Source organism: Stenotrophomonas sp. YJH_SMC_65 (assembly GCF_059369475.1).
This window is the reverse complement of sequence record NZ_JCAFSR010000005.1, coordinates 171,972-186,441: the sequence shown is the minus strand read 5'-3', so window position 1 is coordinate 186,441 and position 14,470 is coordinate 171,972. Positions and strand designations below refer to the sequence as shown.

13 protein-coding genes are annotated in these 14,470 nt (G+C 67.6%); 9 read left to right on the top strand and 4 right to left on the bottom strand.

Going from position 1 to position 14,470, the window contains the following annotated elements; all coding sequences use genetic code 11:
* Window positions 1-129: 129 nt before the first annotated feature.
* Both AC5P7A_RS11295 and AC5P7A_RS11290 read right to left on the bottom strand, forming a co-directional pair.
* Complete coding sequence (locus AC5P7A_RS11295; RefSeq protein ID WP_014645541.1) at window positions 130-609, bottom strand: tRNA (cytidine(34)-2'-O)-methyltransferase; 480 nt, start codon at window positions 607-609, stop codon at window positions 130-132.
* 69 nt (window positions 610-678) lie between these two features.
* A complete protein-coding gene (locus AC5P7A_RS11290; protein ID WP_014645542.1) occupies window positions 679-1,155 on the bottom strand; it encodes an XAC0231 family protein in 477 nt (158 codons plus the stop codon).
* Between the two features lie 416 nt (window positions 1,156-1,571).
* On the opposite strand from AC5P7A_RS11290, the gene AC5P7A_RS11285 reads away from it, so the two are divergent.
* The 4 genes from AC5P7A_RS11285 to AC5P7A_RS11270 all read left to right on the top strand — a co-directional run bounded on the left by AC5P7A_RS11285 (window position 1,572) and on the right by AC5P7A_RS11270 (window position 7,104).
* Complete coding sequence (locus AC5P7A_RS11285; RefSeq protein WP_495220140.1) at window positions 1,572-4,421, top strand: M16 family metallopeptidase; 2,850 nt, start codon at window positions 1,572-1,574, stop codon at window positions 4,419-4,421.
* A 214-nt stretch (window positions 4,422-4,635) separates the two neighbouring features.
* On the top strand, window positions 4,636-4,953 hold the full coding sequence (locus AC5P7A_RS11280) for a DUF4156 domain-containing protein (RefSeq protein ID WP_005407628.1): 318 nt from the start codon (window positions 4,636-4,638) through the stop codon (window positions 4,951-4,953).
* Between the two features lie 103 nt (window positions 4,954-5,056).
* Entirely contained in the window at window positions 5,057-6,073 is a 1,017-nt protein-coding gene (locus tag AC5P7A_RS11275) for a 3-oxoacyl-ACP synthase III (protein WP_014035559.1), read from the top strand.
* A 140-nt stretch (window positions 6,074-6,213) separates the two neighbouring features.
* A complete protein-coding gene (locus AC5P7A_RS11270) occupies window positions 6,214-7,104 on the top strand; it encodes an alpha/beta fold hydrolase (RefSeq protein WP_262225351.1) in 891 nt (296 codons plus the stop codon).
* Window positions 7,105-7,215: 111 nt separating this feature from the next.
* Here AC5P7A_RS11270 and AC5P7A_RS11265 read toward each other — a convergent pair whose 3' ends face one another.
* A complete protein-coding gene (locus AC5P7A_RS11265) occupies window positions 7,216-7,647 on the bottom strand; it encodes a YkgJ family cysteine cluster protein (protein ID WP_029380125.1) in 432 nt (143 codons plus the stop codon).
* A gap of 104 nt (window positions 7,648-7,751) precedes the next feature.
* On the opposite strand from AC5P7A_RS11265, the gene oleC reads away from it, so the two are divergent.
* The 3 genes from oleC (at window position 7,752) to AC5P7A_RS11250 (ending at window position 10,636) form a co-directional block, all read left to right on the top strand.
* Window positions 7,752-9,410: an olefin beta-lactone synthetase gene (oleC, locus tag AC5P7A_RS11260; RefSeq protein WP_041862955.1), complete on the top strand. Its 1,659-nt coding sequence runs from the start codon at window positions 7,752-7,754 to the stop codon at window positions 9,408-9,410.
* Window positions 9,407-10,399 (top strand): 2-alkyl-3-oxoalkanoate reductase, encoded by a 993-nt coding sequence (gene oleD, locus AC5P7A_RS11255; protein WP_014645546.1) that lies wholly within the window; start codon window positions 9,407-9,409, stop codon window positions 10,397-10,399. Before oleC ends, oleD begins: the two co-directional genes overlap by 4 nt.
* Window positions 10,400-10,480: 81 nt before the next feature.
* Window positions 10,481-10,636 carry a DUF1328 domain-containing protein gene (locus AC5P7A_RS11250; RefSeq protein WP_005407633.1) on the top strand — a complete coding sequence of 52 codons (156 nt, stop codon included), beginning with the start codon at window positions 10,481-10,483 and terminating at the stop codon, window positions 10,634-10,636.
* Window positions 10,637-10,712: 76 nt separating this feature from the next.
* Here AC5P7A_RS11250 and ddlA read toward each other — a convergent pair whose 3' ends face one another.
* Window positions 10,713-11,807, bottom strand: a complete 1,095-nt coding sequence (ddlA, locus tag AC5P7A_RS11245; RefSeq protein ID WP_126411594.1) for a D-alanine--D-alanine ligase — start codon at window positions 11,805-11,807, stop codon at window positions 10,713-10,715.
* Between the two features lie 335 nt (window positions 11,808-12,142).
* On the opposite strand from ddlA, the gene AC5P7A_RS11240 reads away from it, so the two are divergent.
* Entirely contained in the window at window positions 12,143-12,778 is a 636-nt protein-coding gene (locus AC5P7A_RS11240; RefSeq protein WP_005420772.1) for a ubiquinone biosynthesis accessory factor UbiJ, read from the top strand.
* Window positions 12,775-14,430 (top strand): ubiquinone biosynthesis regulatory protein kinase UbiB, encoded by a 1,656-nt coding sequence (ubiB, locus tag AC5P7A_RS11235; protein WP_014645548.1) that lies wholly within the window; start codon window positions 12,775-12,777, stop codon window positions 14,428-14,430. The genes AC5P7A_RS11240 and ubiB overlap by 4 nt, the downstream gene beginning before the upstream one ends.
* The last annotated feature ends 40 nt before the right edge of the window (window positions 14,431-14,470 follow it).

Sequence of the window (14,470 nt, the reverse complement as noted above, 5' to 3'; positions counted from 1 at the left end):
TTGGTAGGTGCCAACCTTGGTTGGCACACTCCTTCGGCACGCGACCGGGGAACAGTGCGGACCAAGGTCCGCACCCACCAGAAGCAGGTCACACCCACCAGCAGCGATCCACAGCCACCCCGGAGCGGTTTACGCGCCGCCGGCAAACCCATGCTGCCGCCACGCCTCGTACATCACCACGGCAACGGTGTTGGAAAGATTGAGGCTGCGGTTGCCCGGCCGCATCGGCAGGCGCAGGCGGCGGCCATCCGGCAGCGCATCGAGCACGTCCTGCGGCAGGCCACGGCTTTCCGGGCCGAACAGGAAGGCATCGCCATCTTCGAACGCCACGCTGTCGTAGCGGACGCTGGCACGCGTACTCAGGGCGAACAACCGCTTCGGTGCGATCCGCGCCAGCGCGGTGTCCAGGTCGGGGTGCACCTGCAGGCGCGAGTACTCGTGGTAGTCCAGGCCGGCGCGCTTGAGCTGCTTGTCTTCCAGTGCGAAGCCGAGCGGCTCGACCAGGTGCAGCTGCGCGCCGGTGTTGGCGCAGAGCCGGATCACATTGCCCGTGTTGGGCGGGATTTCCGGTTGGAACAGGATTACGTGGAACTGGGGCGCGGCATTCATCGGCGCAGTGTACCTGCGACGGCGGCCGCCTCTACGGCGCACGCCCTGCGCTGGGCAGGGCGGCACCGCTTACGGGCGCAGCAGGACCTGGGCGGTTTCGGTGGCCAGGGCCTGCAGGTCTGCAGCGCTCGGACGCACCTGCAGGGCCGGCAGGTTGACGATCACTTGGTTGGCGACGCTGGTGGCAGCGGCAGCCAGGGTGGCGGCGTAGCGCTGGGCTTCCAGTTCGGCGGCCAGGGCGACGCGCTGTTCCAGGCTCGGGCGCACTTCCACCGAGGCCAGGGTGGTGATCGGCATCGCGGCGGCGACCGGGGCGGCGACGTAGCCGTTGCGCTCGGCCAGCTGGTCGGCGCTCGGGCGCACTTCCACGGTGGCCAGGGTCGGGATGCCGCTGGCCTGTTCCCAGGCCTGCTGGGCCAGCTGGTCGGCCGCCGGGCGAACCTGCACGGTGGCCAGGGTCTTGATGGATTCGGAGGCCTGCACCGACGAAACAACCGCGGTGCCGGCGATCAGGGCGATGGCGATGGCAATGGTCTTGGCGTTCATGACGGGGCCTGTTTAGTGTTGGTGATCAGTGGTGTGGTAGTAAGGTAGTACACCAGTTCTGGGGATGCAAGAAGAATTTTCGATTTCCTGCATTTGTTCAGTCTTCAGTCAGCTTTCGTCTGAAGCCCTTCCTGGCGCAGGAAGTACCAAGCAATCCCCGTGCCAACTTTTATTCATTGATTTACAAGGGTTTTTTATCAATCGAAAAGTGTCCGGTGGGCGGACACCTGTCCATTCGATGTGCCGCGGACACTGTCCGGACGCCTTCAGCCGGCACATGTGACGGTTCACGCCCCCCGGCTGGGGCCGGGCCGGATGGCCTTCAGGGCAAACACCCCCAGTGACTGGCGACCGATTCCTGCCGTTGCCTGCGCAGGCTAGGATCGGGATTCACCTATGTGACCAAGGATCCGGATATGTCTCTCGCCCTTCGCCCGCGCGCCGCATTGCTGGCCGTCGCCCTCAGCACCGCCCTGGGCACGCTTGCGCCCACCTCCGCGCTTGCCGCCAGGCCGGCGGCACCGGCCAAGGTCGATATCCCGTACGAGCAGTTCACCCTGCCCAACGGCCTGCGCGTGATCGTGCATACCGATCGCAAGGCGCCGATCGTCGCGGTCAACGTCTGGTACCACGTGGGCAGCAAGGATGAACCGGCCGGCCGCACCGGCTTCGCGCACCTGTTCGAGCACCTGATGTTCCAGGGCAGCGAGAACCACGACGGCGAATTCTTCGAACCGTTCAAGCAGGTCGGTGCCACCAACCAGAACGGCACCACCAACACCGATCGCACCAACTACTTCGAGAACGTGCCGACCACCGCGCTGGACATGGCGCTGTGGATGGAGTCGGACCGCATGGGCCATCTGGTCGGTGCGATCGACCAGGCTGCGCTGGACGAGCAGCGCGGCGTGGTGCAGAACGAGAAGCGCCAGGGCGAGAACCAGCCCTACGGCCAGGCCTGGGACCAGATCAACAAGGCGCTGTATCCGGTTGGCCACCCGTACCACCACGGCGTGATCGGCTCGATGAACGATCTCAACGCGGCCTCGCTGGATGACGTGAAGACCTGGTTCCGCACCTGGTATGGCCCGAACAACGCGGTGCTGGTGCTGGCCGGCGACATCGACCTGGCCACCGCCAAGGAGAAGGTCGCCAGGTACTTCGGCAGCATCCCCGCTGGCCCGACCATGGCGCAGCCGGCGGTGAACGTGGCCAAGCGCAGTGCCGATACCCGCGAGACGATGACCGACAAGGTGCCGCAGGCGCGCATCTACCGCGCCTGGAACGTGCCGCAGGTCGGCACCGCCGACATCGACCAGTTGCAGCTGTTCTCCGAAGTGCTGGGCGGCGCCAAGTCCTCACGCCTGAGCCAGCGCCTGCAGCACCAGGACAAGCTGGTGGACAGCATCGGCTCGGGCCTGTCGACGTCGCAGCTGGGCTCCAACTTCGTGATCGTGGCGACCGTCAAGCAGGGCCAGGACCCGGCCAAGGTCGAGAAGATCATCGACGAGGAACTGGACCGCCTGATCAAGCAGGGCCCGACCGCGGCCGAGCTGGAGCGCGCCAAGACCGGCGCCCGTGCCGGCTTCATCCGTGGCATCGAGCGCATCGGTGGCTTCGGCGGCAAGGCCGATGCGCTGGCCGAGTGCGCGGTGTTCACCGGCGACCCGGGTTGCTTCCGCACCTCGCTGGCCAACATCGAGAAGGCCAGTGCCGCCGATCTGAGTCGCCTGGGCGCAGAGTGGCTGGACAAGGGCAGCCACACCCTGGTGATCGCACCGGGTGAGCGCGTGGCGCTGAAGGAAGAACCGAGCCAGACGCCGAAGCCGTTCACCGTGCCGGCGGTGGACCCGAAGTACAGCACCCTGCCGGAACAGGTGGACCGCAAGGCCGGCGTGCCGCAGACCCGCGAGTTCCCGCAGCTGAAGTTCCCGGCACTGCAGCGCGCCACGCTGAAGAACGGCACCCAGGTGATCCTGGCCGAACGCCACGAGATTCCGGTGGTGCAGTTCAGCTACCAGTTCCCGGGCGGCTTCAGCGCCGACCAGGGCCGCAAGCCCGGCACCGCCAACTTCACCATGAGCCTGATGACCGAAGGCGCCGGCAAGCTCGGTTCGCTGGCCTTCGCCGACGCCGCAGACGCACTGGGCGCCAGCCTGGATGCCTCGGCCGGCCTGGACTCGATGAGCGTGGACCTGTCGGCGCTGAAGGAAAACCTGGCACCGTCGCTGGCGCTGTACCGCGACCTGCTGCGCGAACCGCGTTTCGAGCAGGGCGAGATCGACCGGGTCAAGGCGACCTGGATCGCCGGCATCCAGCAGGAGAAGGTGAACCCGGGTGCAGTGGCCATGCGCGTGCTGCCGCCGCTGCTGTACGGCAAGGGCCACCCGTACGCCATCCCGTTCACCGGCAGCGGCGACGAGGCGGCGATCAACGGCCTGACCCGCGAAGATCTGGTTGATTTCCACCACGACTGGCTGCGCCCGCAGAATGGCACCCTGATCGTGGTCGGTGACACCACCCTGGCCGAGATCGTGCCGCTGCTGGACAAGCAGCTGGGTGACTGGAAGGCGACCGGCGAGGCGCCGCAGGTGAAGGCGGCCACCGATGTCGCGCTGCCGAAGGGCCCGCGCGTGTTCCTGATCGACCAGCCGGGTGCGGTGCAGGCCAACCTGTTCGCCGGCCAGGTGGTGGCGCCGTCCAGCGCCGCCAGTTCGACCCGCTTCGACATTGCCAACGGCGTGATCGGCGGCGACTTCACCTCGCGCCTGAACATGAACCTGCGCGAGGACAAGCACTGGTCGTACGGCGCGCGCAGCAGCGCGACCAGTTCGGTGGGCCAGCGCCCGTGGATGGCCAGTGCGCCGGTGCAGATCGACAAGACCGGCCCGGCACTGGCGGAAATGCGCAAGGAGATCGCCGCATTCGCCGACGGCAGCAAGCCGGCCACCGCTGCCGAAGTCAACCGCATCCGCAACATCCAGACCCTCAGCCTGCCCGGTGCCTACGAGACCGCCAGTGCCGTGGCCGCGACCATCGGTTCGATCGTGCAGTTCAAGCGCTCGGACGACTATGTGCTGCGTCGCAAGGCCGAGATCGAAGCGATGACCCCGGCGCAGGTGCAGCAGGCCGCTGCCGAGATCAAGCCGCAGGCCCTGACCTGGGTGGTGGTGGGTGACCTCAAGCAGACCGAAGCGGCCGTACGCGCGCTGAACCTGGGCGAGGTGACGGTGATCGACGCCGAGGGCAACCCGGTCAAGAAATAAGGCACGACCCGGCCCGCCTGTGGCGGGCCGGCTCCCCCGGTAGTGCCGGCCGCTGGCCGGCAACCCCTTAAGGGGTCGGAGCCCCCTGCGGGGGATCCGACCCCTCCGCCGACCTGGGGTCGGATCCCCCGCAGGAGGCTCTGACCCCGGCCCCGGCTACCCCCGATTCAGGCTGTTCAGGCAGAATCGCCCCATACCCTTCCAGGATCTGCCCATGCGCGTTCTGCTGCTTTCCTCTCTGCTGCTCACCGTCACTGCCTGTACCTGGGTGCCGATCGAACCGGCCGGCAAGGCGACCCGCGTGTTGCCGGCAGGTCCGGTTCCGGCCGGCTGCATCGCCAAGGGCGAGGTGGTGGTCACCGTGAAGAGCAAGGTCGGCTTCTACAACCGCAACCCGCTGCGCGTGCAGGAAGAGCTGGAAACCCTGGCCCGCAACGAGGCCCCGAGTGCCGGCGCCAACGCCGTACAGGCCGCCGCCGCGCCCGCCGATGGCAGCCAGCGGTTCGCCGCGTTCCAGTGCCCGCCGCGCTGAACGCTTCACCATACGGCCAAGCCTGAATTCGTAAAGATGCGGTGAAGGCCCCGGGGGTTATAGAATAGCGCCCCCTTTTGCCTGAGCCTTGGCGCTAACCTCGATGCTCTTCAAGAATGTCTCGATCGCCGGCCTGGCACACGTTGATGCGCCGCATACGCTGACGACCAAGGAAATCAACGAGCGGCTGCAGCCGACGTTGGATCGCCTCGGTATCCGCACCGACGTGCTCGGCGATATCGCCGGCATCCATGCCCGTCGCCTGTGGGACAACGGCGTGCTGGCGTCCGATGCCGCCACCATGGCCGGCCGCAAGGCGCTGGAAGACGCAGGCATCGATGCGACGCAGGTCGGCCTGCTGGTCAACACCTCGGTCAGCCGCGACTACCTGGAGCCGTCCACCGCCTCGATCGTGTCGGGCAACCTCGGCGTCAGCGACGAGTGCATGACCTTCGACGTCGCCAATGCCTGCCTGGCCTTCATCAACGGCATGGATATCGCGGCGCGCATGATCGAGCGTGGCGACATCGACTACGCGCTGGTGGTGGATGGCGAGACCGCCAACCTGGTGTACGAGAAGACCCTGGAGCGCATGACCGCCCCGGACGTCACCGCCGACGACTTCCGCAACGAGCTGGCCGCCCTGACCACCGGTTCGGGCGCCGCCGCGATGGTGATGGCGCGCTCGGAACTGGTGCCGGATGCACCCCGCTACAAGGGTGGCGTGACCCGTTCGGCCACCGAGTGGAACCAGCTGTGCCTGGGCAATCTGGACCGCATGGTCACCGATACCCGCCTGCTGCTGATCGAAGGCATCAAGCTGGCCCAGAAGACCTTCACCGCCGCCAAGATCGCCTTGGGCTGGGCCGTGGAAGAGCTGGACCAGTTCGTGATCCATCAGGTCAGCCAGCCGCACACCGCTGCGTTCATCAAGAACTTCGGCATCGACCCGAAGAAGGTCATGACCATCTTCGGCGAGCACGGCAACATCGGCCCGGCCTCGGTGCCGATCGTGCTGAGCAAGCTCAAGCAGCTGGGCAAGCTGAAGAAGGGCGATCGCATTGCACTTCTGGGCATTGGTTCCGGCCTGAACTGCTCGATGGCTGAAGTGGTCTGGTAAGCAGCCCGCTGCCCGACCTCCTGTAGAGCCGAGCCATGCTCGGCTCACGCGCGCAGCGCGGCTCTTCCGCAGCGGACCGGAGAGCAGCCGAGCATCGGTTCGGCTCCACATTGCGCCGCGACTCTCCCTAGGTGCTCCGCATGCGCGATCTTCCCGGTTACCCCGCCCACCCGCAGCGCTTCGAGGTTCGCCCCGGCCTGTCGATGAACTATCTCGACGAAGGCCCGCGCGATGGCGAAGTGGTGGTGATGGTGCATGGCAACCCGTCGTGGAGCTACTACTGGCGCACGCTGGTGGCCGGCCTGTCGGACACATACCGCTGCATCGTGCCGGACCACATCGGCATGGGCCTGTCGGAAAAGCCCGATGACAGCCGCTACGAGTACACGCTGCAGTCGCGCGTTGACGACCTCGATGCGCTGCTGAAGCACCTGGGCATCACCGGCCCGGTGACCCTGGCGGTGCACGACTGGGGCGGCATGATCGGTTTCGGCTGGGCGCTGTCGCACCACGACCAGGTCAAGCGCCTGGTGGTGCTCAATACCGCCGCGTTCCCGATGCCTGCGGCGAAGACGATGCCGTGGCAGATCGCGCTGGGCCGCCACTGGAAGATCGGCGAGTGGATCATCCGCAGCTTCAATGCGTTCTCGTCCGGTGCCTCGTGGCTGGGCGTGGAGCGGAAGATGCCGGCCGACGTGCGCCGCGCCTACGTGTCGCCGTACAACAGCTGGGCCAACCGGATCAGCACCATCCGTTTCATGCAGGACATCCCGCTGTCGCCGGCCGACAAGGCCTGGTCGCTGCTGGAGCGGGCCGGCAAGGCGCTGCCGTCGTTCGCCGACCGACCGGCCTTCCTCGGCTGGGGCCTGCGCGACTTCGTGTTCGACCACCACTTCCTGAAGGGCTTCCAGGCCGCGTTGCCGCAGGCCCAGGTGCATGCCTTCGAGGACGCCGGGCACTACGTGCTGGAAGACAAGCACGAAGTGCTGGTGCCGGAGATCCGCGCGTTCCTGGACGCCAACCCGATCTGATCGGTGTGCCGACCAACGGTCGGCACCCACCCCTTCCTCTTCCGGTGGGTGCCGACCGTTGGTCGGCACACCCGAAGGGTTCATGAGGTTGCCGGCCAGCGGCCGGCACTACTACGCCGCGACCGGTGCCTGCGGCGGTGAGGACGGGCTGTTGCCGTTGTCGTCCGGGTGATCGTCGTCATTGTCGGCGTCATCGCGCCAGCGCCAGTCGGCCAGCGTCAGCGGGTCCAGGCCGTAGGCGATGCGTGCCTTGTCGCACTGCGGGCTGGCCTTGCCGTACTCCCACGATGCATCCACCTCACGGCACACGCTGGGCCGGTTGGGGTGGATGGTGCAGCGTGAGTACACGCCGATCTGCGCGTCCAGCGCCACGCAGCGCACCGGCTTGGAGTGGGTGCCGCGCATGCACAGGCGGTGCGGGTCCAGCACCTCGGTCAGCTGGTGCGGCACGCCGCCGGGGGTGACCTCGTCCGATTCCATCCAGTGGAAGGCCACGCGGTATTGGGTGCAGCAGGCGCCGCAGGTCATGCAGGGATGTTGCATGGGCAAGCCGCCTCGGGCGGCAGTCGGAATCAGGAACGAGGGTGCGGATTTTCCACGAAGTGGGCCGCCGCGCAAGAAATTCCGTAAGCGGCGACAATGAACGGATGAACCGACCCTGCAACATTGCCGCGCGCCTGCCTGAACTGGCGCGTGAACGCCCTGACCAGATCGCCATCCGCTGCCCGGGCCGCCGGGGCGCCGGCAACGGCATGGCCGCCTACGATGTCACCCTGGATTACCGCCAGTTGGACGCCCGCAGTGATGCCATGGCCGCCGGCCTGGCCGGCTATGGGATCGGCCGTGGAGTGCGCACGGTGGTGATGGTGCGGCCGTCGCCGGAGTTCTTCCTGCTGATGTTCGCGTTGTTCAAGCTGGGCGCGGTGCCGGTGCTGGTCGATCCGGGCATCGACAAGCGCGCGCTGAAACAGTGCCTGGACGAGGCGCAGCCGCAGGCCTTCATCGGCATTCCGTTGGCGCACGTGGCGCGGCTGGCGCTGCGCTGGGCGCCGTCGGCGACCCGCCTGGTCACCGTTGGCCGCCGCCTCGGCTGGGGCGGTACCAGCCTGGCTGCGCTGGAGCGCGCCGGCGCCAAGGGCGGGGCGATGCTGGCCGATACCGATGGCGAGGACATGGCGGCGATCCTGTTCACCAGCGGCTCCACCGGTGTGCCCAAGGGCGTGGTCTACCGCCACCGCCACTTCGTGGGCCAGATCCAGCTGCTGGGCAGCGCGTTCGGCATGGAAGCGGGCGGCGTGGACCTGCCGACCTTCCCGCCCTTTGCCTTGTTCGACCCGGCGCTGGGCCTGACCTCGGTGATCCCGGACATGGACCCGACCCGGCCGGCGCAGGCCGATCCGGCACGCCTGCACGATGCCATCCAGCGCTTCGGCGTGACCCAGCTGTTCGGCTCGCCGGCATTGATGCGGGTGCTGGCCCGGCATGGCCGACCGTTGCCGACGGTGACCCGGGTGACCTCGGCCGGTGCGCCGGTGCCGCCGGACGTGGTCGCCACCATCCGCAGCCTGCTGCCCGCCGATGCGCAGTTCTGGACCCCGTACGGCGCCACCGAGTGCCTGCCGGTGGCGGTGGTCGAGGGGCGTGAGCTGGAGCGTACCCGCGCGGCCACCGAGGCCGGCGCCGGCACCTGCGTGGGCAGCGTGGTGGCCCCGAACGAAGTGCGCATCATCGCCATCGATGACGCGCCGCTGGCCGACTGGTCGCAGGCGCGCGTGCTGGCGGTTGGCGAAGTGGGAGAAATCACGGTGGCTGGCCCGACCGCCACCGACAGCTACTTCAACCGCCCGCAGGCCACGGCCGCAGCGAAGATCCGCGAGACGCTGGCCGATGGCAGCACCCGCATCGTCCATCGCATGGGTGACGTGGGCTACTTCGATGCGCAGGGCCGGCTGTGGTTCTGCGGGCGCAAGACCCATCGCGTGGAAACCGCACAAGGGCCGCTGTACACCGAACAGGTCGAGCCGGTGTTCAATACCGTGCCCGGCGTGGCACGCACGGCACTGGTCGGCGTTGGCCCGGCGGGTGCGCAGGTACCGGTGCTGTGCGTGGAACTGCAGCGTGGCCAGAGCGACAGCCCGGCGCTGCAGGAAGCGCTGCGTGCGCATGCCGCAGCGCGCACCCCTGAGGCCGGCCTGCAGCACTTCCTGATGCATCCCGCGTTCCCCGTCGATATCCGTCACAACGCCAAGATCGGCCGCGAGAAGCTCGCCGTCTGGGCCAGCGCCGAACTGGAGAAGCGCGCATGAAGATCCTGGTCACCGGTGGTGGTGGTTTCCTTGGCCAGGCGCTGTGCCGCGGGCTGGTCGAACGTGGCCACCAGGTGCTGGCGTTCAACCGCAGCCACTACCCGGAACTGCAGGCCATGGGCGTGGGCCAGATCCGCGGCGATCTGGCCGATGCGCAGGCAGTGCTGCACGCGGTGGCCGGCGTCGATGCGGTGTTCCACAACGGCGCCAAGGCCGGCGCCTGGGGCAGCTATGACAGCTACCACCAGGCCAACGTGGTCGGCACCGACAATGTCATTGCGGCATGCCGCGCGCACGGCATCAACCGGCTGGTCTACACCTCAACGCCCAGCGTGACCCACCGCGCCACGCATCCGGTGGAAGGCCTGGGGGCTGACGAGGTGCCGTACGGCGAGGACTTCCAGGCACCGTATGCGGCGACCAAGGCGATCGCCGAACAGCGCGTGCTGGCCGCCAACGATGTATCGCTGGCGACGGTGGCACTGCGCCCGCGCCTGATCTGGGGCCCGGGTGACCAGCAGCTGGTGCCACGCCTGGCCGAGCGTGCACGTCAGGGTCGCCTGCGCTTGGTCGGCGACGGCAACAACAAGGTCGATACCACCTACATCGACAACGCCGCGCTCGCGCATTTCCTCGCTTTCGAGGCATTGGCGCCGGGTGCCGCGTGTGCGGGCAAGGCCTACTTCATTTCCAACGGCGAACCGCTGCCCATGCGCGAGCTGGTCAACCGGCTGCTGGCCGCTGTTGGCGCGCCGACGGTGGACAAGGCGATCAGTTTCAAGACCGCCTATCGCATCGGCGCGGTCTGCGAACGGCTGTGGCCGCTGCTGCGCCTGCGTGGCGAGCCGCCGCTGACCCGCTTCCTGGCCGAGCAGCTGTGCACGCCGCACTGGTACAGCATGGAGCCGGCCCGCCGGGATTTCGGCTATGTGCCGCAGGTCAGCATCGAAGAAGGGCTGCGCAGGCTGAAGGCTTCATCTGCTGCATAGATCGCCGTCACTGGTTGCACACCGCAGGATCGGGAGGATGGACCCACGCCATCCAAGGCTCGACCACCCGCGAGGAGCGCCATGCTGCATTACGCCATCATTTTCTTTGTCATCGCCATCATCGCCGCCGTTCTGGGCTTTTCCGGCATTGCCGGCGCCGCAACGAACATCGCCTGGATCCTGTTCGTGGTGTTCCTGATCCTTGCGGTGATCTCGATGTTCCGCAAGCGCGGCTAGCCGGTAGTGCCGGCCGCTGGCCGGCATCGCTTTCCGCAGAGTCGAGCCATGCTCGGCTCTGCGGGCGATCACAACGCTACGCGGCGCTGTGCAATCCGCGATCGGCTTCGTGACGCTCCAGTGCCAGTTCGATCAGGCGCGTAATCAACGTCGTGTAATCGACTCCGCTGGCACCCCACAATTTCGGGTACATGCTGATGCGGGTGAAGCCCGGCAGCGTGTTGACCTCGTTGATGACGATCCCGCCGCCCGCAGTTAGGAATACGTCCACGCGCGCCATGCCGGCACACTCCAGCGCCTGGTAGGCCTGCAGTGCGATCTGCTGGATGCGCGCCTGGGTTGCGGCATCGATATCCGCAGGTACCACCACCTCGGCGCCAGTTTCGTTGATGTACTTGGTGTCGTAGGCGTAGAACTCGTCGTGCACCACCACCTCGCCGCACAGGCTGGCCTGCGGGTGCGCGTTGCCCAGTACCGCGCACTCGATCTCGCGGCCGACCACCGCCGATTCCACCAGCACCTTGTGGTCGTAGCGCAGCGCCAATGCCAGTGCGTCGGCGAAGCCCGCTGCGTCCTTGACCTTGCTCACGCCCACCGACGAACCCTGGTTGGCCGGCTTCACGAACAGCGGCAGACCGAGCTGTGCGATCACCGCATCGACATCGACCGTTGCCGCCTGGTGGCGACGGATGCACAGCCACGGTGCCACCTGCAGGCCAGCGTCGCGCAACAGGCGCTTGGTCACGTCCTTGTCCATCGCCACTGCCGAAGCCAGTACCGGCGAGCCGACGAAGGGCAGGTTGGCCATGCGCAGCAGGCCCTGCAGCGCACCGTCTTCGCCCAGCGGCCCATGCACGATCGGCAGCACCACATCGATCTGGCCCAGCGCGCTGGCCGGATCGGACGGCTGCAGCTGTGCCTGTTCCGCACCCGGGCGCACCGCCAGCGACTGGCCCGAGCGATGCAGCGCGATGCGCGACGGATCATCGGCGTTGATCAGGAAGGTGTCCGGCTGGTTCAGATGCCACTGGCCCTGCTTGTCGATGCCGACCAGCACCGGCTCGAAGCGCTCGCGATCAAGCGCATCGAGGATGTTCTTCGCCGACTGCAGTGAAACCTCGTGCTCGGAGGATTTGCCCCCGAAGATGATGCCGACCCGGGTCCGTGCCATGGGAATGCGATGTCCTGTGCGTTGCGTGGCCGTACAGCATGAACCTTCCATAGCCACCCAGGTGAGGCACAGATGAATCACCGGGCTGCCGGCTCGGGTAGCGGCCAACCATGGTTGGCCCCCTGACATCCAGCGCCGACCAAGGTCGGCATCTACCAACGCCAGATCCCATCAGCATTGGGGTCAGAGCCCGTTGCGCAGCAACGGGACCCACCCCGCCATCCCACGGATCGCCAGCTTTTGATGTTGATCTTGCCGGCCAGCGGCCGACACTACCGCGGGTGCCGGGCGGCAGCCCGGCGCAAGCCCCCCACCCACGCAGGTAGAATGCGCACATGGCTCTTTCCCTGCTCAAGTCCCTCAAGCCGGTCGCTGGCCGCGCCCTGCAGATCGCCCTGAACCGCGCGCTGGCGCTGGATCCGGATACCCGCCATGCACTGGCCAGTCTAGATGGCCGGCACATCGACCTGACCCTGGAAGCGCCGTCGCTGGCGATGCGCATCAGCGTCGACGGCGACCAGCTGCGGGTCGGCCCGGTGGATGCGCAGGAAGCCGACCTGGCCGTGCGCAGCAGCCTGGCCGGCGTGCTGGCGCAGCTGCCGCTGCTGGCCAACGCACGGCGCGGCGAGTCCAACAACAAGGGCCGTGTACGCGTGGCCGGTGACGCCGAACTGGCGCGACGCCTGCAGCAGCTGGCCAAGGGTTTCGATCCGGACTGGCAGCAGCCGTTCGTCAGCGTGTTCGGCGAGGTACTGGGTGTGCAGGTGGCCAACACCCTGCGCAGCGCCCTGCAGCACGCGCGCCAGGGTGCGATCGATCTGGCCCACAGCGCTGCCGAGTTCATCACCGAGGAATCGCGCGACGTGGTACCGCGCGCCGAACTGGATGCCTTCCACGATGATGTGGACGTACTGCGTGATGACGTCGAGCGCCTTGGCGCGCGCGTCCAGCGCCTGCGGGGTGCCGCATGAAGGCCGTGCTGCGGGCAAGCCGCATCGGCCGGGTGATCCTGCGCTACCGCCTGGACGACCTGCTGCACGGCACGCCGGCTGAGCGCTGGCTGCGCCTGGCCAAACCGTTCGTGCCGCGTGCTTCGGCCGACATCGCTGTACAGTCGCGCGGTGCGCGCCTGCGCCTGGCGCTGCAGGATCTCGGTCCGATCTTCGTCAAGTTCGGCCAGATCCTGTCCACCCGCCGCGACCTGGTGCCGCCGGACGTGGCCAACGAACTGACCCTGCTGCAGGACCGGGTCAAGCCGTTCGACGGCGATACCGCGCGCCGCATCGTCGAGGAAGCACTCGGCCTGCCGGTCAGCGAGGCATTCGCCAGCTTCGATACCGAACCGCTGGCCTCGGCCTCGATCGCACAGGTGCATGCGGCCACGCTGGCCGATGGCCGCCAGGTGGTGGTCAAGGTGCTGCGCCCGGGCATCGAGAAGCAGATCGACGCCGACATCGCCCTGCTCAACTCGCTGGCCGCCCTGGTCGAGCGTACCCATCCGCGTGCCGACAAGATCCGTCCGCGCGAAGTGGTGGCCGAAGTCGAGAACACCCTGGCCGCTGAGCTGGACCTGCAGCGCGAAGGCGCCAATGCCAGCGTGCTGCGCCGCTTCTGGGAAAACAGCGACGACCTGTACGTGCCGGAAGTGATCTGGAGCCACACCGCCGAGCGCGCGCTGACCCTGGAGCGCGTGTGGGGCATTCCGTCCGATGACATCGCTGCACTGGACAAGGCCGGCATCGACCGCAAGGCGCTGGCCGCCAAGGGCGTGCGGGTGTTCTACACCCAGGTGTTCCGCGACAACTTCTTCCATGCCGATGCGCACGCCGGCAACATCTGGGTCGATACCGATCCGTCGCGTCGCGCCAACCCGCGCTTCATCGCGCTGGACTTCGGCATCATGGGCCAGCTGTCGCAGGAAGATCAGTACTACCTGGCCGAGAACTTCATGGCCATCTTCAACCGCGATTATCGCCGCATCGCCGAACTGCACGTGCAGGCGCGCTGGATGCCGGACAACGTGCGCATCGATGATCTGGAAGCGGCCGTGCGTTCGGTGTGCGAGCCGTACTTCACCCGCCCGCTGTCGCAGATCTCGCTGGCCGAAGTGCTGATGAAGCTGTTCCGCGTGGCGCAGCGCTACCAGCTGACCCTGCAGCCGCAGCTGATCCTGCTGCAGAAGACCCTGCTGAACATCGAAGGTGTCGGGCGCCAGCTGGATCCGCAGATCGACATCTGGGCGGTGGCCAAGCCGGTGCTGGCGAAGATCCTGCGCGAGCGCTACAGCCCGCGTCGGGTCGTGCGCGAGATCGGCAAGCGCTTGCCGGAAATCATGACCCACGCGCCGGACATGCCGCGCCTGGTGCACGCCTGGCTGACCCAGCAGGTGGAGGGCCGCCATGAGCTGGCGATGCGCTCGCGCGATCTGGTCGCGCTCGATGCCAGCGTGCAGCGCCTGCAGAAGCGCGCGGTCGGTGCGATCACCGGCGTCGGCCTGCTGGCCATCGCCGCACTGGTGTACGTGCTGCAACCGCCAGGCTGGTACTGGGGCGACCTGCCGATGTGGAGCTGGGTGTCCGGTGCCGTCGGCGCGCTGGCGCTGGCGCGCGCGTGGTGGCGCTGAAGCCTGTTGATCGAGGGTCGGCGGCGTCACGCGCCGCCGA